Annotated in this window: 18 protein-coding genes; 13 read left to right on the top strand and 5 right to left on the bottom strand. The window is 73.6% G+C overall.

What is annotated here, in order from left to right; translation table 11 throughout:
- Positions 1 to 40 precede the first annotated feature (40 nt).
- From EV371_RS31815 to EV371_RS31805, 3 genes are read left to right on the top strand one after another with little or no spacing between them, the layout of a single operon-like run.
- Positions 41 to 802: an FkbM family methyltransferase gene (locus EV371_RS31815; RefSeq protein WP_130465311.1), complete on the top strand. Its 762-nt coding sequence runs from the start codon at positions 41 to 43 to the stop codon at positions 800 to 802.
- Positions 799 to 2,694: a hypothetical protein gene (locus tag EV371_RS31810; protein ID WP_130465310.1), complete on the top strand. Its 1,896-nt coding sequence runs from the start codon at positions 799 to 801 to the stop codon at positions 2,692 to 2,694. The genes EV371_RS31815 and EV371_RS31810 overlap by 4 nt, the downstream gene beginning before the upstream one ends.
- A gap of 3 nt (positions 2,695 to 2,697) precedes the next feature.
- Positions 2,698 to 4,503, top strand: coding sequence for an MmpA family trehalose lipid delivery protein (locus EV371_RS31805; protein WP_349338874.1), 1,806 nt, complete (start codon positions 2,698 to 2,700; stop codon positions 4,501 to 4,503).
- 55 nt (positions 4,504 to 4,558) lie between these two features.
- Here the strand turns inward: EV371_RS31805 and EV371_RS31800 are convergent, their stop codons facing one another.
- Entirely contained in the window at positions 4,559 to 5,734 is a 1,176-nt protein-coding gene (locus EV371_RS31800) for a glycosyltransferase (protein ID WP_130465309.1), read from the bottom strand.
- A gap of 100 nt (positions 5,735 to 5,834) precedes the next feature.
- On the opposite strand from EV371_RS31800, the gene EV371_RS31795 reads away from it, so the two are divergent.
- The 3 genes from EV371_RS31795 to pgfA all read left to right on the top strand — a co-directional run bounded on the left by EV371_RS31795 (position 5,835) and on the right by pgfA (position 14,006).
- Complete coding sequence (locus tag EV371_RS31795; protein WP_130465308.1) at positions 5,835 to 7,646, top strand: substrate-binding domain-containing protein; 1,812 nt, start codon at positions 5,835 to 5,837, stop codon at positions 7,644 to 7,646.
- The gene (locus EV371_RS31790) at positions 7,643 to 12,835 is read left to right on the top strand and encodes an alpha-(1->3)-arabinofuranosyltransferase domain-containing protein (protein WP_486484875.1); all 5,193 of its coding nucleotides are present in this window, start codon (positions 7,643 to 7,645) and stop codon (positions 12,833 to 12,835) included. The genes EV371_RS31795 and EV371_RS31790 overlap by 4 nt, the downstream gene beginning before the upstream one ends.
- A gap of 64 nt (positions 12,836 to 12,899) precedes the next feature.
- Positions 12,900 to 14,006, top strand: coding sequence for a cell envelope lipid trafficking protein PgfA (gene pgfA / locus EV371_RS31780; protein WP_130465307.1), 1,107 nt, complete (start codon positions 12,900 to 12,902; stop codon positions 14,004 to 14,006).
- A gap of 179 nt (positions 14,007 to 14,185) precedes the next feature.
- Here pgfA and nagA read toward each other — a convergent pair whose 3' ends face one another.
- The 3 genes from nagA to EV371_RS31765 form a co-directional block, all read right to left on the bottom strand.
- On the bottom strand, positions 14,186 to 15,307 hold the full coding sequence (gene nagA, locus EV371_RS31775) for an N-acetylglucosamine-6-phosphate deacetylase (protein ID WP_130465306.1): 1,122 nt from the start codon (positions 15,305 to 15,307) through the stop codon (positions 14,186 to 14,188).
- 276 nt (positions 15,308 to 15,583) lie between these two features.
- Positions 15,584 to 16,522 (bottom strand): ROK family protein, encoded by a 939-nt coding sequence (locus tag EV371_RS31770; protein ID WP_349338938.1) that lies wholly within the window; start codon positions 16,520 to 16,522, stop codon positions 15,584 to 15,586.
- Positions 16,523 to 16,566: 44 nt separating this feature from the next.
- Complete coding sequence (locus EV371_RS31765; RefSeq protein WP_130465305.1) at positions 16,567 to 17,496, bottom strand: sugar isomerase; 930 nt, start codon at positions 17,494 to 17,496, stop codon at positions 16,567 to 16,569.
- Between the two features lie 228 nt (positions 17,497 to 17,724).
- On the opposite strand from EV371_RS31765, the gene EV371_RS31760 reads away from it, so the two are divergent.
- From EV371_RS31760 to EV371_RS31740, 5 genes are all read left to right on the top strand, one after another.
- On the top strand, positions 17,725 to 18,510 hold the full coding sequence (locus EV371_RS31760; protein ID WP_130465304.1) for a DeoR family transcriptional regulator: 786 nt from the start codon (positions 17,725 to 17,727) through the stop codon (positions 18,508 to 18,510).
- A gap of 91 nt (positions 18,511 to 18,601) precedes the next feature.
- The gene (locus EV371_RS31755) at positions 18,602 to 19,264 is read left to right on the top strand and encodes a hypothetical protein (protein WP_130465303.1); all 663 of its coding nucleotides are present in this window, start codon (positions 18,602 to 18,604) and stop codon (positions 19,262 to 19,264) included.
- 245 nt (positions 19,265 to 19,509) lie between these two features.
- Positions 19,510 to 20,526, top strand: a complete 1,017-nt coding sequence (locus EV371_RS31750) for an ATP-binding cassette domain-containing protein (RefSeq protein ID WP_130465302.1) — start codon at positions 19,510 to 19,512, stop codon at positions 20,524 to 20,526.
- Complete coding sequence (locus tag EV371_RS31745) at positions 20,523 to 21,539, top strand: ABC transporter permease subunit (RefSeq protein WP_130465301.1); 1,017 nt, start codon at positions 20,523 to 20,525, stop codon at positions 21,537 to 21,539. The genes EV371_RS31750 and EV371_RS31745 overlap by 4 nt, the downstream gene beginning before the upstream one ends.
- Positions 21,540 to 21,812: 273 nt before the next feature.
- Complete coding sequence (locus tag EV371_RS31740; protein WP_130465300.1) at positions 21,813 to 22,334, top strand: DUF3263 domain-containing protein; 522 nt, start codon at positions 21,813 to 21,815, stop codon at positions 22,332 to 22,334.
- Between the two features lie 21 nt (positions 22,335 to 22,355).
- On the opposite strand, the gene EV371_RS31735 is transcribed toward EV371_RS31740, so the two are convergent.
- Entirely contained in the window at positions 22,356 to 22,568 is a 213-nt protein-coding gene (locus EV371_RS31735) for a hypothetical protein (protein WP_101369286.1), read from the bottom strand.
- Between the two features lie 330 nt (positions 22,569 to 22,898).
- Here EV371_RS31735 and EV371_RS31730 point away from each other — a divergent pair, with 330 nt between their 5' ends.
- Positions 22,899 to 23,732, top strand: coding sequence for a hypothetical protein (locus EV371_RS31730; protein ID WP_349338866.1), 834 nt, complete (start codon positions 22,899 to 22,901; stop codon positions 23,730 to 23,732).
- Positions 23,733 to 23,871: 139 nt separating this feature from the next.
- Positions 23,872 to 24,468: a DUF4291 family protein gene (locus tag EV371_RS31725; protein WP_130465299.1), complete on the top strand. Its 597-nt coding sequence runs from the start codon at positions 23,872 to 23,874 to the stop codon at positions 24,466 to 24,468.
- Positions 24,469 to 24,607: the final 139 nt, after the last annotated feature.

Genomic DNA, 24,607 nt, shown 5'->3' with positions numbered 1-24,607 from the left:
GGTCTACCCACCCGCAGGAAAGGGTCTAAGGTTCCACACCATGGCCAGCACGCTGTCCACGGACCTGAGCTCGCGGCTAGCCGCCAGGCTCCCGACCCGTGTCGTCGGCGCCACCGTCCGGTTCGCCTATCCACGGGTCGAACCGGAGCTCGCGAGGCTGCCCTGCTACGCGCCGCGCGGCGGCACCGCCGTGGACGTCGGCGCCTGGTACGGGCCGTGGACGCGCGGCCTGCGGCGGCTGGCCGACCGGGTAGTGGCGGTGGAGCCGGCGGCCGAACTGGCGCGGTCGGTGGCGGCCGCCTACCCGGACGTACGGGTCGTCGAGGCGGTCGCCTCCGACCGGTCCGGCACGGCAGAACTCTTCGTCCCCGCCGGTGGCCCCGGCATCGGCACCTCGTCGGTGGAGCACGGCGACGGCCCGTCGGTCACCGTCGAACGGATCACGGTGGACGGCCTCGGCCTCACCGACGTGCGGTTCGTCAAGCTCGACGTCGAGGGCCACGAGCTTGCGGCGCTACGCGGCGCCGAGCGCACCATCCGACGGGACGGCCCGCTGCTGCTCGTCGAAGTCGAGGAGCGGATCCAGCCGATCGACCCGGTGCTCACGCTGCTCGACGGGTGGGGCTACCGGCCGTACGTCATGCCGGACGACCGCTGGGTGCCGCTGCCCGACTTCGACCTGGTCGCGCACCAGCGGGCGGCGGTCCGCCGGGTGGCGCAGAGCCTCGCCCGACGGATCGTCGTCGCACGGCCGCGCTACGTCAACATGGTCCTGTTCCGTCGCGTGGAACCGACCCGATGACGGAGCCGGGGACCACGGCCGCGCGCAGCACATCGGCCGCGCCGGGCAGCGCTCTTGCCAGGGCGGTCGACCCGGTCCACATCGCCGCCGTCGTGCTGATCACCGCGAGCGTGCTCTGGCGGGCGTCGATCACCACGCGCGGCTACCTCACCGCCGACGACTTCCCGATCATCGGTCAGGCCGACGCCGGTGGCCTGAGCCCGGAGCACCTCTTCGGGCTCTACAACAACCACTTCATGCCGGCCGCCCGGCTGCTCACCTGGGCAACCCACCGGCTGACCGAGTACGAGTACTGGCCGTACGCCTCGCTCATGCTGATCGGTCAGCTGGTCGTCAGCATCGCCTTCTACCGGCTGCTGCGTCTCCTGCTGCCGGCGGGCTGGGCGTTGCTGTGGCCGCTCTGCCTCTTCGTGTTCAACCCGCTGACGCTGGAGGACAGCGCGTGGTGGGCGGTGGGGATCAACCTGCTGCCGATGCAACTGGCCATGATCGTGGCCATCGGGGCCCAGGTGCGTTACCTCCGTACCCGCCGGACCCGTCATCTGGTCACGCTCGGCGCGTCGGTCGTCGTCGCCCTGCTCTTCTTCGAGAAGGCACTGCTGGTGGTCGCGGCGGTCTTCCTGCTGACGCTCTGCCTCTACGCACCGGGCGGGCCGCTGCGGGCGGTGCTGACGACGATCCGCCACTGGTGGCCCGCCTGGCTGGTGCTCGGCGGGATCTCCGTGGTGTACCTGGCCGGCTACCTGTCGGCGTCCACCTCGACGTTGCGCGCGCCGGTCTCGGCGGCCGAGGTGGGCACGTTCCTCCAGCAGTTCTACGGGCAGTCCCTCCCCGCCGGCCTGGTGGGCGGCCCATGGACCTGGCTCGACGCCTCGGACGGTCCCGCCATCGTCGCCCTGACCCGGACCGGCGAGGTGGTCTCGTGGGCGATCGTGGCGGCGCTCGTCGGATGCACGGTGTGGCTGCGCCGCGCGGTGGCGGTCCGGGCGTGGACCCTGCTGGCGCTCTACTCCGCGCTGGCCGGCGGGCTGATCGGCGCCACCCGGCTCGGGTCCGGGTTCAGCGGCGTGGCCGGCCTGGTACCGCGCTATCTGGGCGACGTGCTGCTGGTCGCGGCCCTCTGCGTCGGCGTGGCACTCTGCGGCCTGCGCCGGGCCGAGCCCGCCGGAGCCACGGAGTCGGCCGGAGTCAGGCAGTCGGCCGTTGACGCCGAGCCGGCGCCGATGCGCCGCCACCCCCAGGCGTTCGCCACCGCGTTCGCCGTCGGCCTGGTCCTGCTGGTCGGCAGCAGCGTCTACAGCGGCGTCGACTTCGGCGCCGACTGGCAGTCCAAGGCCGGGCGCGACTATCTCCACACGGCCCGCGCCGACCTGGCCGCCGCCGAGCCGGGAACCGTGTTCATGGACCAGCCGGTGCCCGAGGCCGTGGTCCCCGGGTTGTCCCACCCGTGGAACCTCCAGTCGCGATTCTTCGCGCCGCTCGACGAAGAACCGGTCTTCGTCACCAGGGCCCGGAAGTTGTGGATCTTCGATGAATCCGGCCACATCCGGCCGGCCTGGGTCAAGGGCGTCAAAGCGGCACCCGGGCCGGCGCCGGGCTGCGGATACAAGGTCACGGGTGGCCAGCCGGCGCGGATTTCCCTGGCCGGCACGGTCGTCGACTACTGGCAGGCGGTGCGGATCGCCTACCTCAGCGACCGGGACACCACCGCTACGTTCCAACTCGGCGGCGGCGAGGTGGTGCCGTTCGACGTGCACCGCGGGCTCAACGCGATGTTCCTGCTCGTGTCGGGTGGCGGCGACGCGGTCCAGCTCACGGTGGCCGACCCGGCGGCCACGTTCTGCACCGACGAGATCGAGATCGGCGCACTGGTGCCGCAGCCGGTCGGATAGCCGGTGCGCCACCGGTTGATTCCGCGCGCCGCGCCGCACGCCGTCGCGGCGACGATCACCGCCGTGGTACTCGCCCCGCTGGCCCTGCCCGGCTACGTGCTGCGCTACGACATGGTCTTCGTGCCACGCCAGCCGATGAGCTGGGAGATGGTCGCGCCGGCCGATGCCCTGCCGCGCGCCGTGCCGCTGGACGCGCTGGTGTCGGCCGCCAACCTCGTCGCGCCGGGCTGGTTGGTGCAGCGGATCGCGCTGGTCGCGATCGTCTACCTGGCGGCGCTCGGGATGGCCCGACTGATGCCGACCGGGCGGACGCTCACCCGGGTGGCCGGCGCGTTCGCCTACGCCTGGACGCCGTACCTCGCCGAGCGGCTGCTGCTCGGGCAGTGGGGCCTCCTGTTGGCGTACGCGGCCCTGCCCTGGCTGGTCGCCGCGGCGCGGGACGTGCGCACCCGCCGGCCCGGCGGGCTGGCCCGCCTGGTGCTGGCGGCGGCGCCGGCCGCGGTGACCCCGACCGGCGGCGTGATCGCGCTGGGCACCGTCGCGGTGCTGCTGCCCGGTGGCTTCCCCGGCTGGCGCCGGGCCACCGCCGTCGCCCTCGGTGCGGTCGCCGCGCTCAACGCGCCCTGGCTCGTCGCCGCCGCGACGAGCGCCGCCGACGGCCGGTCGGATCCGGAGGGCGTCGCGGCGTTCGCCGCGCGGTCCGAGAACTGGGGCGGCTCGTGGGCCGCGCTGGCCGGCACCGGCGGCATCTGGAACGCCCAGACGGTTCCGGTCAGCCGGGCCTCGCCGCTCGTGCCGGTCGCGACGCTGGTGCTGCTCGCCGTGGCCGTGGTGGGGGTGCGGGAACTGCGCAGGCGGTGGCCGGGTGGTGCCGGCCGGCTCGGGCTGCTCGCGGCCGGTGCGTTCCTGCTCGCCGCGGCGGGCACCGCGCCCGGCGCGCCGGTCCTGGAACGGCTCGTCGACACGGTTCCGGGCGCCGGGATGCTGCGTGACGGGCAGAAGTTCCTGATCCCGTACGCGGTCCTGCTGGCGCTGGGGGTGGCCCTCGGCGCCGAGGTGCTGGCGGGCCGTCTGGCGCGACGCCTCGACGCCGCGGCGGGCCGGGTCGTGCTGGTCGCGGCAGCGCTGCTGCCGGTGGCGATCCTGCCCGACCTGGCCTTCGGCGCCGCCGGGCAGCTCCGGCCGGTGGCCTACCCGGCCGACTGGGACGCGGTGGCGGCACGGGTCGCCGGCACGCCCGGCGAGGTGCTCTCGCTGCCGTTCGAGGGCTACCAGCGGTACGGCTGGGCGCACGGCACCGTGGTCCGCGATCCCGCGCCGCGTTACCTGGACGCGCCGGTGCTGATGAACGACGCGCTGCGGGTCGGCGACGTGACGGTCGACGGCGAGAATCCCCGGGCGGCGCTGGTCCGCGCCGTGCTCGATGCCGACGGCCCCGTCGCCGAACTGGGGATCCGGTGGGTGCTGGTCCGGCGCGAATCCGGCGTCGAGCGGCCCGCGACGGCCCTCGCCGGACTGCGTCCGGTCTTCACCGGCCCGCACCTCGAACTGTGGGAGAACCCGGCTGCCGTCCCGCCGCCGCCCGCCGCGCGGCGCTGGCCCACGGCCGCCGCACATCTGCTCGCCGCGGCGGTCGTGGTAATCGCTCTCTTGGCGCTGCTGCTCAATCGGCGTCGATCGTGGTATGGTCCGCCCACCTGTGAACCCGGGGAGGTAGAGCCATGGCCAAGCTGGCCACGTTCGCCGTCGCTGCCGTCCTCGGCGCGGCGCTGGGATTCATCAGTCTCCTCGCGACCGTCGGCGCGGTGAGCCCGTCGGCTGACCACGTCGCCGAGGAGACCGCCGACACCCCCGTCAGCGACGTCTACGGCAACCGCTGATCCGCTGGCCGCGACGTGGCGGCCGGCAACTGCCCGGCAACCACCTCGGCGAATGCCGCCCCCGACACCGACCAGGTGAAGCGCCGCGCATAGACGGCGGCCGCCCTGCCCAACTCCGCGCGCCGGTGCGAATCCAACAACAACGCCCGGACCGCCTGGAAAAACTGGACCTCGTCGTCGACCAGCATGCCGGTCTGCCCGTCGGCCATCGCCTCGGCGACGCCGCCGGCGGCGCGGAACGCGACGGACGGGGTGCCCCGGGCGCCGGCCTCCACGATCGTCAGCCCCCAACCCTCCTTGAGCGACGGCACCAGCGACAACCACGAACGGCACAGCAGCTCGTGTTTGCCCTCCTCCGCGACGAAGCCGGTGAACCGGACCCGCTCGGTGATGTCGAGGTCGGCGGCGAGCTGCCGCAGCGGTTCGTCCCACCAGCCCTGACCGGCCACCACCAGCTCGAGTTCTGGCAGCTCCGCGGCGAGCAGGGCGGTGGCGCGCAGCGCCAGCTCCACCCGCTTGTGCGGTACGAGCCGGCCGAGCACCACCAGGCTCGGGTGGGCGGTACGCGGCACCGGCGGGCCGACGACGTCCGGCGTGCCGTTGTGGATCACCGTGATACGCCCGGGATCCACGCCGAGCCCGGCCAGTTCCCGGCGGGTCGACTCGGAGACGGTGACATACCGGCACGCCCGGTAGACCCGGATCGCCAGCCGCGACTCGATCCACCAGCCGATCCGGGCCACCCGCGGGCCGAAGACCACCGGCCACTGCTCACGGTGCACGTGGTGGACCAGCGCGATGACCGGGCGGCGGGCGTAGACCCGGCTGAGGAACGGCATGCCGTTGCACACGTCGACGATCACGTCCGGCCGGCCCAGCCGCCGCCGGGCGAGCGGGCCGATGCCGAGGGCCCCCGCCAGGTAGACCAGGGCCGCGTACAGGTAGACGGTGTGGCGGCCACCGCGACGCAGGATGTGGGCCCCCTCGGCCATCGCCTCCAGGGCGGGGCCGTTCTCGTGCGCCTGGCAGAACAGGGTCACCCGGTAGCCGCGCGCCGCCAACTCGGCCGCGACCCGTTCGAGGAAGACCTCCGAACCGCCGCCCTCCGGATGGCGGGTGTCTCGCCAGCTCAGGAAGAGGACGTGCGGACCGGAGGTCATGGCCTACTCATCCACCCCTACTAGCGAGTACGGTTCGCGGTTGGGTCACACTAGGGCGCGCTGCAGACATCCGCAATGGTGACGTCACTGAGGAGGACACGTGACGAACGGCGGCCTGCGGACCCGGCCGGAGTTCTGGCCGGTCCTGCTGTTGAGCGGCGCCTTGGTAGCGGTGCTCGGCGGATGGGGTGCGAGCAGCTACCTGGAGCGGACCCGGCAGGAACCGCCGTGTAGGCAACGGACCACGCTCCGGATCGCGGTGGCGCCGAGCGTCGAACCGCCCGCCCGGCAGGTCGCGCGCGACCTGGCTGCCCGGGAACGCTGCCTCGACATCCTGGTGGAGGCGCGCGAGTCCGCGGACGTGCTGCGCGAACTCACGTCTCGGGCGGCCGACGGTGCCGCGCCGCCCGGCACGGCGACGCCCGCACCGTCCGGCACCGCGATGCCCGCGCCCCACGGCACAACGCCCGCGCCCCACGGCACAACACCCGCGCCCCACGGCACGACGACGCCCGCGCCGCCCAGCACGGCCGCTGCGGCGGCCGTCGTTGCCCCGGATGCCTGGCTGCCGGAGTCGACCCTGTGGCTGCGCCGGGCCCGCGCCGCCGGTGCCCTCCAGGTGCCGGCAGAGGGCGTCTCGGTCGCGAGCACCCCGGTCGTGCTGTCGCTGGACGAGCGGTCGTACGCCCGGCTCGACCGCGACCGCGACCGCACCCTCGACTGGGCCACGCTGGTCGCCGCCGAACGACCACCGCTGCCCGTCGCGCTGCCCGACCCGACGGCCAGCCCGCTCGGCTTCGGCGCGCTGGTGGCCGTCCGGGCGCTCGCCGACACCGTCCAACCGTCCAGGGGCGCGGCCGGCGCGGCGGCGATCATGCGTCGACTGGCGACCCGCACCGTCCCGTTCCCCGGTGCGGCACCCGTGCCCACCGGACCCGGGCCGGCCGAGACCGCGGTCGTCAGCACCGAGCAGGAGATCCTGCTGGCCATTGCTGACGGCAGGCGACAGGTCGCCGTATACCCGCCGGCGCCCGTGCCCGGCCCGGACTACCCGTACGCGATCCTCGCCGCCGGTGCGCCCCGGGAGGGTGCCGCCGCCTTCCTGCGCGGCATGCTTGCCGCCGAGGGCACGGCGGCGGTGACCCGGCACGGCCTGCGCACCCCGAGTGGCGGGCCACCGGCCGGCATCACCACGGAGAACGGGATCCGTACCGGGAGATACCCGCCGGTGCCGCTTCCCGGCGAGGCGGACGCGACCGCGCTGATCAACGCGTGGGGCGGGGTGCACATCAGCGCCCGGATGCTCGCGGTCCTGGACATCTCCGGGTCGATGGCCGCGCGGTTGCCGGGTACGGCGGAGACCCGGATCTCCGCCACCATCCAGGCCGCCAAGGGCGGCGTGGAGCTGCTGCTCGGCACCACCGAACTCGGCGTCTGGGAGTTCTCCACCGACCTGGACGGCGAGCGCGACTACCGCGAGGTGGTCCCGGTGGGTCCGGTCGGCCCGCGCCGGGCGGAGATCACGAAGGCGCTCGACCGGGTACGCGTCAAGCCGAACGGCGCGACCGGACTCTACGACACCACTCTGGCGGCGTACCGCGACGCGACCCGGAACTGGACCGCCGGGCGGATCAACATGGTGCTGGTCCTGACCGACGGCAAGGACGACAACGCCAGCGGGATCAGCCGGTCGAAGCTGCTCGCCGAGCTGGCCGGGCTGCGTGACAAGCGCCGTCCGCTGCCGATCCTGTTCATCGGTGTCGGCCCAGATATCGATCAGGACGAACTCCGGCAGATCGCCCGCGCCACGGGCGGCCGGGTCGCGTTGACCCCGCGACCGTCCGGCATCCAGCAGATCTTCTTCTCCGCGCTGGCCGAGTTCAGCTGCCTGCCGCCGAAGTGCCGCCGATGACGGCCACCGCGCGGGACCGCGTCGCCGGGCCGGCCGCGACCCCGTCGGCAGACGTGCACGGCGGCCCGGATCCGGTCGGCCGTCGGCGGCGGCTCGCCACGTGGGCGGGCGCGCTCCTGCTCGTGGTGCTCGCCGTGGCGCAACGCCCCGGCCAGGTCACCTTCGACACCAAGTTGGACCTGGCCGTCGACCCGATCGGGTTCATGGCCCGGGCGCTGCACCTGTGGAACCCGGAGGCGGCCTCGGGGGAGCTTCAGCAGCAGGCGTACGGCTACCTGTTCCCGATGGGCCCGTTCTTCGCCGCAGGTGACCTGCTCAACCTCCCGCCGTGGGTGACCCAGCGAGCCTGGAGCGCCCTCCTGCTCTGCGCCGGATACCTCGGCGTGGTGCTGCTCGCCCGGGCGCTGCGGATCGGCACGGAGCCCGGCCGGCTGCTGGCCGGGCTGGCCTACGCGCTCGCGCCCCGGATGCTGACCGAGATCGGTCCGCTCTCCGCGGAGATGCTGCCGGTGGTCGTGCTGCCGTGGGTACTGCTGCCGTTGGTGGCGGTGCGCCGCATCGGCTCGGCCCGGCGTGCGGCGGCCCTCTCCGGGCTGGCCGTGCTCTTCATGGGCGGAATCAACGCCGCCGCCACCGTGATGGCGCTGGTGCTGCCCGTTCTCTGGCTGGCGACCCGGCGCTGGGACCGGCACCTGGCGGCGCTCGGCGCCTGGTGGTGCGTCTTCGTGGCCGGCGCGACCCTCTGGTGGGTGGCGCCGCTGCTGCTCTTCGGGCAGTACAGCCTGCCGTTCCTGGACTACATCGAGTCGTCGGCGACGACCACCGCGGTAACCTCGCTCTTCCAGGCCGTACGCGGCACCAACCAGTGGGTCGGCTACGTCGTCCAGGGCGAACCGTGGTGGCCGGCCGGCTGGGTGCTCGTCGACAACCCGCTGCTGATGGCCACGACCGCGCTGGTCGCGTTGGTCGGGCTGGTCGGGCTGGCACTGCGCGGCCTGCCCGAACGCCGGTTCCTCGTCCTGGGCATGCTGACCGGGCTGACCCTGCTGACCGCCGGCTACCTCGGCACGCTGGACAGCCCGCTCGCCCCGTTCGTCCGCGACCTGCTCGACGGGCCGCTCGCGCCGCTGCGCAACGTGCACAAGTTCGAGCCGGTGCTGCGGCTGCCGCTGCTGCTCGGCCTCGCCCACGCGGCCAGCCGGCGGATCGCCCGACCCCGGGTACGGGTCCCGGTGGCGCCGGCCGTGGCGGCCCTGCTGCTTGTCGCGTCCGCGCCCGCGTGGTTGCTCATGCTGCGACCGGGTCCGGGCTGGACGGACCTGCCCAGCCACTGGCGGCAGGCGGCCGACTGGCTCGCCGGGCAGGATTCGCAGGCGCGCACCCTGGTCGTCCCCGGATCCGGGTTCGCGCAGCACACCTGGGGGCGGACGGTCGACGAGCCGATCCAGCCGCTGGCCGGTGCACCGTGGGCGACCCGGCACCAGATCCCGCTCGGCTCCGAGGGCAACATCCGGGTGATGGACACCGTCGAGGCGGTGCTGGCGCAGGGCCGTGGCTCACCGGCGCTCGCCGACTTCCTCGCCCGCTCCGGATACCGCTACCTGCTGGTCCGGCATGACATCGACCGGGCGGCCAGCGGCGCACCGCCGGTCGCGGTCATCCGGCAGGCGATCGTGAACTCCCCGGGGCTGCGCCGGGCCGCGTCGTTCGGTCCGGCGGTGGGCGTCGACGATCCGCGACGCAGCCCCGTCGACGCGGCTGTGTCCGTACCCGCGATCGAGATCTTCGCGGTCGACCGTGCCGTGCCCACCGTGTCGGCGTCGGCCCGCGCCGACGTGCCGGTGCTCAGCGGCGGACCGGAGTCGCTGCTCGGGGTCCTCGAGCAGGGACTGCTCGACCCGCGGCAGCCGGTCCTGCTGGCCGGCGACGCGGAGCCGGCCGACGCGATCGGCCCCCGGATCGTCACCGACGGGCTGCGTCGACGCGAGCTGAACGTGGGCCGGATGCGCGACAACATCAGCCACACCCTGACCGCCGACGAGGCGACCCGGCAGGGACGGCCGCGTAGCGACCTGCTGCCGTTCGCCCCCGCCGGGCACCAGACCGTCGCCGCGTACGAGGGCATCCGTTCGGTGGACGCGTCCAGCGGTGCCAGCTTCGCCGACTCGCTCGGCGGCACCGAGCCGTCCTACCTGCCGTTCGCGGCGCTCGACGGCGACACCGGCACCGCCTGGCGCTCCGACCCGTTCGAGCCCGCCCCCGGCCAGTGGCTGGAGGTCACCCTGGACACGCCACGTCGGGTGACCGAGGTGACCGTGGACTTCTCCGACGACCTGCGGGCGGCGCTCCCGGTCGGGCTGGTACGGGTCGGCACCGACCAGGGCGAGGTCGACCGGGCACTGCCCGACACCCCCGGGCCACACCGGCTCGAAACGCTTCCCGGCCTGACCACGACCGTACGGGTGACGGTGCTCGCCCTTCGCCAGGGCTACCGCGGCGGCGCGGTGGCCCTGCGCGAGCTGGGCATTCCAGGGCTGACGGCCCACCGTGCACTGCGCGCCCCGGCCGACCTGACCGGGGGGCCGGCACCGGCGTACGCGTTCGGCCGCGCCCCGCAGGAGCGCGGCGCCTGCTTCACCGGCTCGGACGGACTCCGCTGCGACCAGTTCCTGGCTCGGGCAGGCGAGGAGCCGCTCGGCGTGCACCGGTTCTTCGCGACGCCGGTGGCGGCGAGGTACACGCTGAGCCTGACCGCGCGACCGCGCCCGAACGGGTCGATGCCGGTGCGGCGCCCGGTGACCGCGTCGGCGTCGTCGGTGCTCGCCGGGGACGTCTCGGTCGGCGCCGACGCGGCGGTGGACGGCGATCCGACCACGGCATGGCTGGCGGAGCCGGTGGACGAGCGGCCGACGCTGCGGCTGCGCTGGACGGAGCGGCGGACGATCGACCGGGTACGACTGGTCGCGCCGACGGCGCCGGTCTCCGCCGTACCCCGGCAGGTCCTGCTGCGCAGCCGGACCGGATCGACCAGCGCGCACGTCGACCCGGACGGTTGGATCCGCTTCCCGCAGTGGAACACCGACCGACTGGACATCACGGTGACCGCGTTCGACGGCGCGGTGGCCGACCCCCGCGGCAGCGCGTGGCCGGCGCCGGTCGGTGTCGCCGAGGTCGAGGTCCCCGCGCTCGCCGACCTGCTGGCGGCGACCGACGCCGACCCGCCGGTGGCGGTGCCGTGCGGGGACGGGCCGACGGTGACGCTCGACGGCGTCGGGTACCCGACGTCGGTCTCCGGCACCCTCGCCGACCTGCGCGCCGGCCGGTCGCTCACGGTGACCGTCTGCGACGACTTCGCGAGTGAGTGGGTGCAGCTCCCGGCAGGCGAACACCGGCTGCGTACGGTCCCGTCGGACGCGTTCGTGGTGGACTCGGTGACGCTCGTGCCGGCCGGGACCGGCCCGGCGGCGCCCATCCGCCCCCGCGACGTGCAGGTCGACCGGTGGCGGGCCGCCGAACGGACGGTCACGATCGGCGCGGGCGAGGCCGCGCTGCTCGTCGTGCCGGAGAACTTCAACGCCGGCTGGACCGCCACGCTGGGCGGTCAGCGGCTGCGGGCCGAACGGGTCGACGGCTGGCAGCAGGCGTTCGAGGTGCCGGCCGGGGCCGGCGGCACCGTGACGCTCAGCTTCGCCCCGGATCGGCCGTACCGGGCCGGGCTGGCGGCGGGCGCCGGCGCCGTACTCCTGGTCGGACTCGCCGCGCTCGTGCCGGCTCGCCGCCGCCGACCGGCCGGCGGCCGGGCGACGGAACGGTCGTCGGGCGCCGGCGGGTGGTGGGTGGTGGTGCCGCTGGTGGCGCTCGCGGTCGCCCTCGGCGGCGCGGCGGCGGCCGCGCTCCTGCTCGCCGCCATGCTGGTACGCCTACTGCGGCCGGGTGCACTGCCCGGGATAGCCGTCGTCGCCGGTACCGGTGGCATCGCGGCGGCCGTCCTGGGCCGGCTGCTGGGGCACGGGCAGGAGTGGGTGTACGGCGCCGTCGTGCAGACGGCGATGCTCGCTGCGGTGTGCGCCGTCGCGGCGACCGTGGCGCCGACCGCGGGCCGCCCGCCCGGGTCCGACACCGATACCGAGCCCGGCACCGGCCCCCGAGCAGGCACCGACGCCGACGCCGACACCGTCGCGGACACCGTTGCCGGCATCGGCCCCCGACCCGGGTTCGACACCGGCGCCGACACCGTCGCGGACACCGTTGCCGGCATCGGCCCCCGACCCGGGTTCGACACCGGCGCCGGCCCCCGACCCAGGTCCGACAGCGGCACCGGCACCGACATCGTCACCGTCGCCGGGCGGGCGGCGCCAGAGCTGGAGCAGTCGCCGGAGTCGTCGGACGGGCAGCGGCACCGGGCGACGCTCGGTCGGTCGGTGGCGCTGTTCCGGGGCTTCCTGCACGAACAGTCCGATCCGGACCGGTTCTACTCGCTGCTCGCCGAGGACTCCGTGCGGCAACTGCGGTCCTACCTGGACCTGGCCGGCGCGCGGGTCCTCGACGTGGGTGGCGGCCCCGGCTACTTCGCCACCGAGTTCCGTCGAGCCGGCGCGGCGTACGTCGGTCTGGACCCGGCCGTTGGTGACTTCGCCGCGGCCGGCGCCGCCGTGTCGGGCATGGTGCGGGGCAGTGGGACGGCGCTGCCGGTACGGTCCGGCGGGGTGGAGGTCTGCTATTCGTCCAATGTGCTCGAACACGTCGCCGAACCGGAGGCGATGCTGACCGAGATGGTCCGGGTGACCCGGGCCGGCGGCACGGTTTTCGTGTCGTTCACCCCGTGGCTGTCCCCGTGGGGCGGCCACGAGACGTCGCCGTGGCACTTCCTGGGTGGCGAGCGGGCCCGGCGGCGCTACCTGCGCCGCAACGGCCGGGAACCGAAGAACCGGGTCGGACACACCCTGTTTCCGGTCAGCGCCGCGCGGGCGATGCGGTGGGCCAGGGCGGCCCGGCGTGCCGGCGCGATCGACATCGTCGACGTGCTGCCCCGGTACCACCCGGGGTGGGCGCGGTGGGTGGCCCGGGTCCCCGTGCTACGGGAGACGCTCACCTGGAACTTCACGATGGTGCTCCGCAAGACCGCGAAACCCGATGATCGGGAGCAGGAACGAACCGTGCAGGGGTCGCATCCGGAAGTGACTCGGTAGTAACCTCTGGCAGCCGGCAAGCAGTCCGCGTGCCGAATAACCGTCCCAAAATCGTGGAGGCACTATGAGGTCCCGCGTCATCGGCGCGGCGCTGTTCGGCGTCGGTGTTCTCGTGTTGGTCTTCGCCGGCGGTCTCGCGTTCGTCGTGGCTCCCCAGGTCGACCGCCTGCCGTACGACCTGGAACGCACCCAGTCCGTCGCCGAGGCGCCCAACGCCCGCTTCCTACAGATCACCGAAGGCAGGGCCGAGGTGAACCAGGCCACCCTGCGCTCGACCGTCACCGTGCAGCCGGACGCCAAGGAGACCGCCAACCTGGATGGCCCGCTCGACGGCGAGGCCGTCGTCTGGCTGGTCGGCCAGGAGGTGATCCGGACCGACACCGAGGATCTGATCAGCGCCTACAGTACGGCCCTGGCACTCGACCGGCGGACCGGCGCCGCCCGGTCCTGGGACAAGCAGTGGCTCGACACCGGCAACGACCGGCAGCGGGTCAACTACTCGGGCCAGATCTACAAGTTCCCGTTCGGCACCGAGAAGAAGACCTACCAGATCTTCGACCGGGACATCAACGCCACCCAGCCGGCGCACTTCGTCAAGACCGAGCAGATCAACGGGCTGGAGACCTACCAGTTCACCCAGGAGATCCGCGACGCGACACAGCCGTTGCCGGCCGACCGCCTCCAACTCCTGGCGAGCCAACTGCTGCCCGGCGCCACCACCGGCCAGATCCGCTACAGCAACACCCGCTCGGTGTGGGTGGAGCCGACCACCGGCCAGTTCATCAAGGTGCAGGAGACGCAGCGCAAGAACCTCGTCGGCGACAACGGGCAGGAGACGGTGATCCTCGACGCGGTCTTCACCTACACCGACGACACGATCGCGCGCAGCGCCGAGGCGGCGGGCTCCAACCGGCGGCTGCTCCAGACGGTCAAACTGTGGGGTCCGATCGCGCTCCTGGTCGTCGGCCTGGCGCTGGTGATCGTCGGCCTCCGCCAGGCACTGCGCGGTCCCCGTGCGGCGGCGGTCGACGGCAGTGTCCCGGAGCCCCGCTCCGGCCGCCACGCCGCTCCGGTTTCGGCATCGGTCGGCAAGCCCGAAGCATCGGCCGGCAGGACTGAACCTGCGGCGCCACCGGCCGATCGTGACCGGCAGCAGACGTCCGACGGATAGGGCGACCAGCGTGTCCCGAGGTGCCGGCCCCGGTCGGACGGCACCTCGGGGCGGCGACCCCGCCGAGCCGGCCACCCGGCCATCCGCACCGGCCCGACCATGACTCGCACGAGTTCTGGACCGAGCGCGTCGCACCCGCTCAGCATCGGCGGAAGCGGCGCCAGGCGCGGCATCTCCGGCTAATCGACCCACTCGCCGCCGCGCATCACCCGGACGACGTTCAGGTCGTCGTCCAGCACCACCAGGTCGGCCCGCCAGCCGGGCATCAGCGCGCCGACCCGCTCGCCGAGCCCGGTCGCCCGGGCCGGGGTGGTCGCGGCCATCCGGCAGGCGTCCACCATCGGGATCCCGGCCTCCACCGCCGCGCGCAGCGCCGCGTCCATGGTCAGTACGCTGCCGGCGATCGCACCCGGTGTCGAGTCCGAGGTGGAGAGCCGGGCCGTCCCGTCGGCCACCACCACCGGCTGGCCGCCCAGTTCGTACTCGCCGTCCGGCATTCCGGCGGCGGCCATCGCGTCGGTGATCAGCGCGGCCCGGTCCGGACCGGCCACCCCGGCGGCGAACGCCAGGGTGCCCTGGTGCAGGTGTACGCCGTCGGCGACCAGCTCGCAGACCACGTTGGGGGAGCCGAGCAGCGCGAACACCGGCCCGGGCTCCCGGTGGTGCGGGCTGGGCATGCCGTTGAAGAGGTGGGTCGCCACCGTAGCCCCGGCGACCACCCCGGCGGCGGTCTGCTCGAAGCTGGCGTCGGTGTGCCCGATCGCGGCGACGATCCGGCGGGAGACGAGCAGTTCGATCGCGGCGCGCGCGCCGGGCAGTTCGGGAGCGAGGGTGACCATCCGGACCGTACCGTCGCCGAGGGCGAGCAGCTCGGTCAACTCGTCCAGGGACGGCTCGCGGAGGAACGCCGGGTTCTGTGCCCCGCAGCGCACCGCCGACAGGTACGGCCCCTCGTAGTGGACGCCGGCCAGTACGCCCTCCTTGACCAGCGGGGCGAACGCCTCGGTGGCGTCCCGCATCAGCTCGTACGGCGAACTGACCAGGCTGGCCATCATGCTGGTGGTGCCGTGCGCCAGGTGGAACGCGGCGGCGGCCCGGGCCGCGTCGGCGTCCCCGGTGGTGAAGGTGTGCCCGCCGCCACCGTGGCTGTGCATGTCGACGAAGCCGGGCACGATCCAGTGTCCGTCCCGGATCGACGGGTACTCGGCGACGGCGGAGATCCGCTCGCCGTCCAGCTCCACACATCCCTGCCGGATCACACCGGTCGGGGTTACCACCTTGCCACTGACCCGGACGGTCATGTCGTCTCCTTGCTGCGCTCGTCGTCGCCATGACATATCAGACCGGACGGACCGACGGTCTCGTCAGGTTCGATCATGTCGCCCTCCCGTCGCGCCGGTGGGCCGGATCGGCTCGGGAGCCGGGGCGTGCCGGCGGCGGCGCTGACGTGCCGGCCGGTGACGCTGACGTGCCGGCGGCGGTGCTGACGTGCCGGCCGGTGACGCTGACGTGCCGGCGGCGGTGCTGACGTGCCGGCGGCGGCGCTGAGGTGCCGGCCGGTGGGGTGGTGCGTCCGTTCACGGCCGGTTCAGGGCGTCGAGGGCGAGCAGCGCGGCGCCGAGGGAGCCGGCCTCGTCGCCGAGGGCCGCGCGCCGCAGCCGGGGCTCGGTCTGGAAGGTCAGCCGTTGTCGCAGCGCCGCGCCGAGCGGGTCGAGAAGGTCGGCGCCGGCCTCGGCCAGCCCGCCGCCGAGCACGACGACCTCGGTGTCGTAGAGCGCCTGGGCGATGGCCAGCCCGTCGGCCAGGGCGTCGACGGTCTCCCGCCACACCAGGGTCGCGGCCTGCTCGCCACCGGCCGCCCGGGCGACCACCTCGGCGGCGGTGGCCGGGGTCCCGGTCAGCGTCGTGTAGCGCCGGCCTACCGCGGCGGCCGAGGCGACCGCCTCCAGGCAGCCGAGCCGGCCGCAGCCGCAGCGTGGCCCGTCGGGGCGTACGACGACGTGGCCCAGCTCGCCGGCGGCGCCGTGCACGCCGGCGAAGGCCGACCCGTGCACCACGTGCGCGGCGGCGATCCCGGTGCCGATGGCGAGGAAGAGCACGTGCCGGGTGCCCCGTCCGGCGCCGAGCCGGGCCTCGGCGAGCCCGCCGGAGCGCACGTCGTGGCCGAGCGCCGTGGGCAGGCCGAGCCGCGCGGTGACCAGCTCCCGCAGGGGTACGTCCCGGAAGCCCAGGTTGGCCGACCAGACGGCCCGGCCGGTGGTTTCGTCGACCACTCCCGGCACGGCGAGCCCGACCGCGACCGGGGTGAGCCCGTCGGCCCGGGCCTTTCCGGCGAGCCCTTCGGCGACGTCGAGGATGCTCTGCACCACGGCCGTCGGGCCCCGCTCGGCCCGGGTGTGGTGTCGTTCGGTGTGCGCGACGCGCCCGTCCGGCCGGACCAGGGCGCACTTCATCCCGGTCCCGCCGACGTCGAGCGCGACGACCACCGCTCCGGCCGGCGTGCCGCCCGCGACCACCTCGCCGGTCGGCCCGGCTCCGCCCGCTGGCGCGGCGGGGTCGGTCACGCGAGCACCACGGAGCGGGTGAGGTGCCGGGGTGCGTCCGGGTCGAGACCGCGCTCCTTGGCCAGGGCGACCGCGAAGCGCTGCGCCAGGATCAGGTCGGCCATCGGGTCCAGCGGGGTACGGCCGGCGGCCCAGCCGCCGATCATCGCGTGTACGCCGTGGGTCCGGCTGTGCACGAACGCCGCGCCGGTGGCCGTGATGTCCTCGGCCAGCCGCTCGGGGACCTCACCGAACGCCCAGACCATCCGACCCGGTGCGGCGATCGAGATCGGGCCGTGCCGGTAGTCCATCGCCGGGTAGGACTCGGCCCAGGCGGTGGCCGCCTCGCGGCACTTGAGCGCCGCCTCGTGGGCGATCCCGACCGTCCAGCCCCGGCCAAGGAAGGTGATCTGTTCGACCCGGGCGGGGTCGAACGGCAGCGGGGCGCGCACCGCCACCTCGGCGTCGGCGGCCAGCGTGGTGATCCCGGTGCCGAGGTGGGCCCGGAGCAGGGCCAGGACGCTGGTGGCGAACCGGGTCTGCACCACCGAGCGTTCGTCGGCGAAGGGCATCGCGACGGCCTGTTCGGCGAGATCGACGGCGGGCGAGCCGGGGTCGCCGACGATCACGGTGCTCGGCCGGCGCCCGCCCAGCACGGTGAGGACGTCCAGCACCTCGGTGGTGGTGCCGGACCGGGTGATCGCCACGACCCGGTCGTACCGGCGGTCGAGAGGGAACTCGGAGGCCTGGAAGGCGTCGGTCTCGCCGTGCCCGGCGCTCTCGCGCAGCCGGGCGTAGGCCATCGCCATGAACCAGGAGGTGCCGCAGCCGATTACGGCGACCCGTTGACCGGGTCGGGGCAGTGCGGCGGTGGAGTCGGCGGCCAGTCCGGCGGCCCGGCGCCAGCACTCGGGTTGACTTGCGATCTCCGCGTCGACGTGGCTCATCGCTGCTCCTCGCGGACGGGAGACCGCACCGGCGGGGCGGCGCCATGTGACGGCGGACCGGCCTGCGCAATACGGCTCGGTTTGACGATCTTTCGCGCGTCATTCTGCGCGAAAGACGATGGTGGTGGCAACTGCGCGCAGCTTCGCGCAGGACCATGCTTTGCGGCTGCGCGTTTCGCGCACTATTGTGCACGAAATCTCCGCACCGTATGCAGTTGGAGGCCCGGAGTGGATCGTTACGCCAGATGGAACGCGCTGCTCGAACTGCTTACCGACGCCGGTCGGGTCACCGTCGAGGACGCCGCCGCACGGCTCGGCGTCTCGCAGGCGACCATCCGGCGTGACTTCGACCAGCTCGCCCAGCAGCAGATGATTACGCGTACCCGGGGTGGGGCGGTAGCAAACGGCGTCTCGTACGACCTTCCGCTGCGCTACAAGACCGCCAAGCACTCGGCCGAGAAACAGCGGATAGGTGCCGCCGCCGCGGCCCTGGTCTCCCCGGGGACGGTGGTCGGGCTCAACGGCGGCACCACCACCACCGAGGTGGCCCGGGGGCTGGCCGTACGCCCGGACCTGAACAGCAGCGCCGACGGTGCCCAGTTGACCGTGGTGACGAACGCGCTGAACATCGCCAACGAGCTGCTGGTCCGGTCCCGGATGAAGATCGTGGTGGCCGGCGGGGTGGTCCGGCCGCAGTCCTTCGAACTGGTCGGCCCGCTCGGCGGTGCGCTGCTCCGCGAGGTCACCCTGGACGTCGCGCTGCTCGGGGTGGACGCCATCGACGTGCAGCTCGGTGCGGCGGCGCATCACGAGGGTGAGGCGTCGATGAACAACCTGATGGTGGCCCGGGCCAAACGAGTGGTGATCATTGCCGACTCGTCCAAGCTGGGCGGGCACGCCTTCGCCCGGATCTGCCCCATCGAGCGGGTCGAGACCCTGGTCACCGACTCGGGTGCCGACCCGGCGACGCTCCAGGCGTTCCGGGACGCCGGTGTGAACGTCGTCTGCGCGTGAGCGTCGCGTACGCGTGAGCGTCGCCTGCGCGTGAGCGTCGCCCTCTCGGGTACCTTGACACCGTTCGGCTAATATCATTAGCTTATTAGCTATGACTAGTCCGAGGCTCGACGCGACGGCTGCCGCCCGCACCCGGCCCGGTGCTCTGCTGCTCGCCGCCACCGGCGCCCTGTTCATCCTCTATCCGGCCACCCGGCCCTGGGACGACGAATCCACCGTGGCCGGAGCGGTCGCGGCGATGGGTTCCACCGCGTGGGTGGCGTCGCACCTGTTCGCCATGGTCGGTTTCATCCTGCTGCCGCTCGGGCTCCTCGCGCTGCGCCGGGCGGTCGACGGCACCGCGGGGGAACGGCCGGCCACCGCCGCGCTGCTGACCGGGTGGATCGGCGCCGGGCTGGTCCTGCCGTACTACGGTGCCGAGGACTTCGGCCTGCACGCCCTCGCCCGCGAGGCAGCCGACGGTCAGCGGTTCGACCTGCTCACCGCGGTCGAGACCGTACGCTTCAGCCCGGCCGCCGCCTCCACCTTCGTGATCGGACTGCTGGCCCTGGGCGTCGGCGCGGTGCTGGCCGCGGTGGCGGTCTGGCGCTCGGGGAGGCTGACCCGGCACAGCGGGGTTCCGTTCGCGCTGGGGTTCGCCCTCTTCCTCCCGCAGTTCTTCACGCCCGCCGCGGTGCGGATCACCCATGGTCTGCTCATCGGGATCGGCTCGGCCTGGCTGGCCTGGGAGCTGTGGAGAGCGGACAACCGGTAGGCCGTCGACGCGACCGAAGGGCGGTGTAAGCGTGAACCGCCCTTCACCTGTACGCCAGAGGCGTTACCGGACCCGGATAACGCCTCTGGCGTACAGGTGACCGATCCGACTGGCCCGGATGCCTGCCGGGCTTACTCGACCATCGCCAGCGAAGGTAGCGTGTATAACGCGGTAGCGTGCAAAGCGGTGGTACGGTGTCGCCGACAGCGGACAGAGCCGACAGCGGACAGAGCAGAGAGGCCGAGATGGCTGCCGTACTGGAGATCGAAGGTCTGCGCAAGACCTACCGGAGCAGACGCCGGGGGACCCGGCAGGCGTTGGACGGCTTCGACATGCGGGTCGAGGCGGGCCAGGTGCACGGGTTCCTCGGCCCCAACGGCTCTGGGAAGACGACCACCCTGCGTACGCTGCTCGGGTTGATCCGGCCCAACGGGGGCCGGATGGCGATCCTCGGCCAGGAGGTGCCGGCCGCGCTGCCGTCGGTCGCCGGACAGGTCGGCGCGATCGTCGAGAGCCCGCAGTTCTTTCCGCACTTCTCCGCCAGGGACACCCTCTCGCTGCTGGCCGGGGCCGGCGGCGTGCCGCAGATCCGGGTGATGGAGGTGCTTGAGCTGGTCGGGCTGCGGGAGCGGGCCAAGGACCGGGTCAAGACCTACTCGCTGGGCATGAAGCAGCGGCTCGCGGTCGCCTCCGCCCTGCTGAAGAAGCCGAAGCTGCTGATCCTCGACGAGCCGGCAAACGGCCTCGACCCGGGCGGCATCCGGGAGATGCGCAGCCTGATGCGCGACCTCGCCGCCTCCGGCATGACGGTGGTGGTCTCCAGCCACATTCTCGGCGAGGTGCAGCTGATCTGCGACTCGGTCACCATCATCTCGCTGGGGCGCCGGGTCGCCGCCGGTCCGGTCGCCGAGGTGCTGGCCGAGCACTCCGGCGGCGGGCTGCGGGTCCGGCTGGAGGCGGTGACCGACCTGCCGGCCGCCGCCGACCTGCTGCGCCGGGCGGGTGCCCGGGTCAGCCCGCACGACGACCATCTGCTGGTGTACGAGGTGGACAAACCCGCCACCGTCACCCGTACGCTCGCCGCCGCCAACCTCTACGTCAGCGAGCTGGCCCCGGTCACCGTCGACCTGGAGAGCGTCTTCCTGGAGCTGACCGCCACCGCGCCGGTGCCGGGCCAGCACCGTCAGGTGGACCAGTCCGTGGTGGTCGACGATCCGAGCGCCGCGACCGACGCCAGGGGGAACGGGGGGTGGGGGGTGTGAACCTCTACACCACGGAACTGCGCCGGCTCGCCAAGCGGCGGTTCATCCGCTACCTGACCCTGGCCGGGCTGCTCGTGCTGGTTGCCGTCGCGGTCGGGATGTTCCTCACCAACCAGAAGATCGGGCCGGCCCAGATCGCCGAGGCGGAACGTGCCGCGGAGCGGGACTACCAGCAGAGCATCGCGATGACCGAGCAGCACCGGCAGGCGTGCGAGCGGGCGAAGGGGGCCGGAAACGCCGCCGCGGAGAACTTCCCCGAGGACTGCGCGGTCATCCAGCCGCCGCCCCGGGAGGCGTTCCAGTCCGACTGGCACCTGCCGGCCAGCTTCGACTTCCGGGAGGAGTTTCCCAGGACCATCACCACGCTCACCGCCGTACTCGCGCTGGTGGCGTTCGTCGGGGGTGCCTCGTTCGTCGGCGCCGAGTGGAGCACCGGCGGAATGATGAACCTGCTGCTCTGGCGACCACAGCGGATCCGGGTACTCCTGACCAAGCTGGGCGCGCTGCTCTCCGCGCTCTTCGGGGTGGCCGTGCTGACCGGCGCGCTCTGGACGGCGGCGTTCTGGGCGACCGGCAGCCTCCGGGGCAGCACCACGGGCATGACCTCCGGGACCTGGCAGTCGATCGGCCTGACCGGGCTGCGCGGGCTCACCCTGATCCTGGTGGCCGGGGTGCTCGGCTTCGGCCTCGCCTCGCTCGGCCGGCACACCGCGCTGGCCCTCGGCGGGGTGCTCGGGGTGATGGTGGTCGGGCAGTTCGGCCTCGGGGTCGTCATGGCGATGGCCAAGGTCAAGTTCATCGAGAGCTGGCTGCTGCCGACGTACCTGCTGGCCTGGATGGACAAGAAGGTGACGTTGCAGGACTGGGACGCCTGCCAGGTGTCGTACACCGGTGACTGTCAACCCTTGACCAAGGACATCACCTGGCAGAACTCCTCGGTCCTGCTCGCCGTCGCGCTGGTGGTCGTGCTGGGCGGGGCGATCTGGTCGATGCGGCGGCGGGACATCACCTGACCTGCCACGGTCCGGGGGCCGGGTGACGGGGGTCGGGGGCGGCGGCCGGGGGGCGCCGCCCCCGGCGGTCGCCGGGGGCGGTGGCGAGGCGGAACCCGGCACCGCGTCCGGGCATGGTCCTCGGCACCGCGTCCGGGCATGGTCCTCGGCACTGCGTCCGGGCCGGGTCCTCCGGGGTGACGGTCGTCGCCGCGCCGAGCGGTGCGGTCCTGGCCGGGCGTCGGTAGGCTGGTGAGTTCCAGGTCGGGCCGTGTCTACTCCCGGAGGAGCACCATGCGGAACGCCTCTGCTCCGGCCGACGACGAGGCGGACGACACCATCGGAGACGCCGACGCTGTCGGGCGCGCCGACATCACCGGACACGCCGAGGCTGCGGGGAATGAAGACGCTGTCGGGCGCGCCGAGGCGAGCAGGCCCGCCGAGGCGAGCAGGCCCGCCGAGGCGAGCAGGCCCGCCGAGGCCAGCGGACCCGCCGAGGCCGCGCACGTCCCGCAGCCACGGTCCGCGCCCGGTGCCGAGTCGGCGGAGGCACCCGGGATTCCCGCCCCGGCGCCGCCGGCCGACCCGGCGCTCTCCGAGCGGGAGCGCGAGATCCTCGCCTTCGAACGGCGTTGGTGGAAGCATGCCGGCGCCAAGGAGCAGGCGATCCGGGACGCGTTCGACCTCTCCGCCACCCGGTATTACCAGGTCCTCAACGGACTGCTGGACAATCCCGCCGCGCTGGAGGCCGAGCCGATGCTGGTCGCCCGACTCCGCCGGCTGCGCGCGGCCCGCAGCCGCAATCGCCGCCGCTGACCGCGCTTCGCCCGGTAGCGGTCACTTCTCGTACGTGCGCAGCCCGTTGCCGAGTGCGATGAAGGTCGGCGCCCACTCGCCGATGAAGATGCCCCACCGGTCGGCCCGGTCGATCCCGGCATTCTCCATCTGCTTCGACAGCATCCAGCTCAGGAACGACAGCCCGATGCTGGCCGCCCCCGCCATGTACATGTGTTCGGCCCGCAGGCCCATCCGGTGCAGGTGTTCCAACATTCTGCCGCCCCCTCACGTCGAACCCACCACCGACGCTACCGTCGGTAATCGCCGCTGGTTGGCGAGTTGCTTGGATGCGTTCCGGTGCCGGGACCGCGAGCGGGTTCCCTGACCCGCCCCGGCCGTGGTTGCTCCGGTCGGCCGAGTTCGCCGAGGGCACCGGCATCGGCAAGCGGCGGCCCGCTACCGGCACCGGAACCGCTCGGCGACGGCGTCGATTCCGGCTGGACCGGCTGACGATTCGCGGTAGACATGGTGAGGAACCGCCGTGGAAGCGCTGGGGGAGCCGCCGATGACACCGCCTGGTCGAAAGCAGCCGGAGCCGCACCGATGATGCGCGTCCGATCCGCCTCGGCACCCGCCCCGGGGCGGCCGGAAAACGAGGACCACGTCTTCCGGTACGGGAACCTGGTCGGCGTACTCGACGGGGCGACGGTGCCGGAGGGCTTCGACACCGGCTGCGTACACGGACCGGCCTGGTACGTCCGACGGCTCGCGGCGCGGCTCGGGCTGGCCGCCGCGGACCGGCCCGCCGCCGCGCTGACCGGGAACCTCGCCGCCGCGATCCTGGCGGTACGCGCCGACCACGAGGGCGCCTGCGACCTCGACCATCCCGGTACCCCGTCGGCGACCGTCTGCCTGTTGCGGCACGGCGGCGATCACGTCGACTACCTGGTGCTCTGTGACAGCCCACTGGTGCTCGACCTCGGCGCGCGGGTCCAGGTGATCTCGGACGAGCGGCTCCGGACGGCAATGGCCGACCTGCGGCAGAAGGCGAATCTGGCCCGGGTCGGCGGCGAGGCGGACCGGGCGACCCGGTTCCGCCGGGCGGTGGCGTTGCAGCGGGAGCAGATGAACCAATCGCACGGTTACTGGGTGGCTGCCGCCAACCCGGACGCGGCGTACCACGCGGTCGCCGGCAGCCTGTCGTTGCGCGGCCCGGAACGGGTCCGCCGGGCCGCGCTGCTCACCGACGGCGCCTCGGTCGCGGTCGAGCAGTTCGGGCTCTTCGACTGGCGTGGGCTACTCGACCTGCTCAGTGCGGCCGGGCCGGGCGAGCTGATCCGCCGGGTCCGGCTGGTCGAGGCCGGCGACGGCCAGCGTCGCAGCGGCTTCAAGCGGCACGACGACGCGACCGCCGTGCTCTGCGAGTTCGAGGACTGAGCGCCGGCCCGGCAGGGGCACCGGCTCGGCAGGGGCACCGGCTCGGCGTCGCGCTGGCCCCGGGCGGTCCGGGTCCGGCGGCGGGTGCCGGGTGGAAACCGGGTGGCGGTGAGTCTCGGGTACGGCGACGATCGGCGTCGTGTCGATTCCGCAGCGGCAGGTCCGGGCCGGCTTCACCGACGAGACGATCACGGTCTACCAGGCGTACCCGCCGTCGATCGCCGAGCCGGCGCTGGTCGCCGGCCGGTTCGTGGCCCCGTTCAAGCGGGAGCGGATGACCTGGGTCAAGCCGTCCTTCCGGTGGATGATGTACCGCTGCGGCTGGGCGGAGAAGCCCGGTCAGGAGCGGGTACTCGCGGTCGAGATCACCCGGGAGGGCTTCGAGTGGGCGCTGGGCCGCGCCTGCCTGAGCCACCACGACCCGGACCGGTACCCGAGCCGGGCGGACTGGGCCGCGCTCCTGAGGACGAGCCCGGTACGCGTGCAGTGGGATCCGGAGCGCTCCCTGGAGCTGGCACCGCTGCCGCACCGGTCCCTCCAGGTGGGGTTGACCGGCCCGGCCGTTGTCCGGTATGTCGACGAGTGGATCGTCGGCCTGCGCGACGTCACCGACACCGCGCGGGCGATCCGGACCCGCCTGCGGGCCGGTGATCGGGACGGGGCAGCCGCGCTTCTCCCGACCGAGCGCCCGTACCCGCTGCCGGCGGTGGTGGCGGCGGTGATCGGCGCGTCCTGACGGGTCGTCCCCGATCGTCCGCCGACCCCCGCTTTCGGCCTTGATGGCCGGATTAATCGGGGTCGGCCGGCCGGTGTCGGGGGCGGCACGACCAGCCAGTCGGTGAGGGGGTCACCCGGTCGGGTCGGGATGGCCCGAA

It is taken from the genome of Plantactinospora sp. CNZ321, from assembly GCF_004217235.1.
This window is presented reverse-complemented; position numbering and strand designations above follow the sequence as displayed.

Bases quoted from the DNA above. Each gene is read 5' to 3' on its own strand.
- EV371_RS31740 (WP_130465300.1), top strand. From the start codon at position 21,813: ATGCGGAACGCCTCTGCTCCGGCCGACGACGAGGCGGACGACACCATC.
- EV371_RS31735 (WP_101369286.1), bottom strand. From the start codon at position 22,568: ATGTTGGAACACCTGCACCGGATGGGCCTGCGGGCCGAACACATGTAC.
- EV371_RS31810 (WP_130465310.1), top strand. From the start codon at position 799: ATGACGGAGCCGGGGACCACGGCCGCGCGCAGCACATCGGCCGCGCCG.
- EV371_RS31750 (WP_130465302.1), top strand. From the start codon at position 19,510: ATGGCTGCCGTACTGGAGATCGAAGGTCTGCGCAAGACCTACCGGAGC.
- EV371_RS31730 (WP_349338866.1), top strand. From the start codon at position 22,899: ATGATGCGCGTCCGATCCGCCTCGGCACCCGCCCCGGGGCGGCCGGAA.
- EV371_RS31755 (WP_130465303.1), top strand. From the start codon at position 18,602: ATGACTAGTCCGAGGCTCGACGCGACGGCTGCCGCCCGCACCCGGCCC.
- EV371_RS31790 (WP_486484875.1), top strand. From the start codon at position 7,643: ATGACGGCCACCGCGCGGGACCGCGTCGCCGGGCCGGCCGCGACCCCG.
- EV371_RS31800 (WP_130465309.1), bottom strand. From the start codon at position 5,734: ATGACCTCCGGTCCGCACGTCCTCTTCCTGAGCTGGCGAGACACCCGC.
- EV371_RS31765 (WP_130465305.1), bottom strand. From the start codon at position 17,496: ATGAGCCACGTCGACGCGGAGATCGCAAGTCAACCCGAGTGCTGGCGC.
- EV371_RS31815 (WP_130465311.1), top strand. From the start codon at position 41: ATGGCCAGCACGCTGTCCACGGACCTGAGCTCGCGGCTAGCCGCCAGG.
- nagA (WP_130465306.1), bottom strand. From the start codon at position 15,307: ATGACCGTCCGGGTCAGTGGCAAGGTGGTAACCCCGACCGGTGTGATC.
- pgfA (WP_130465307.1), top strand. From the start codon at position 12,900: ATGAGGTCCCGCGTCATCGGCGCGGCGCTGTTCGGCGTCGGTGTTCTC.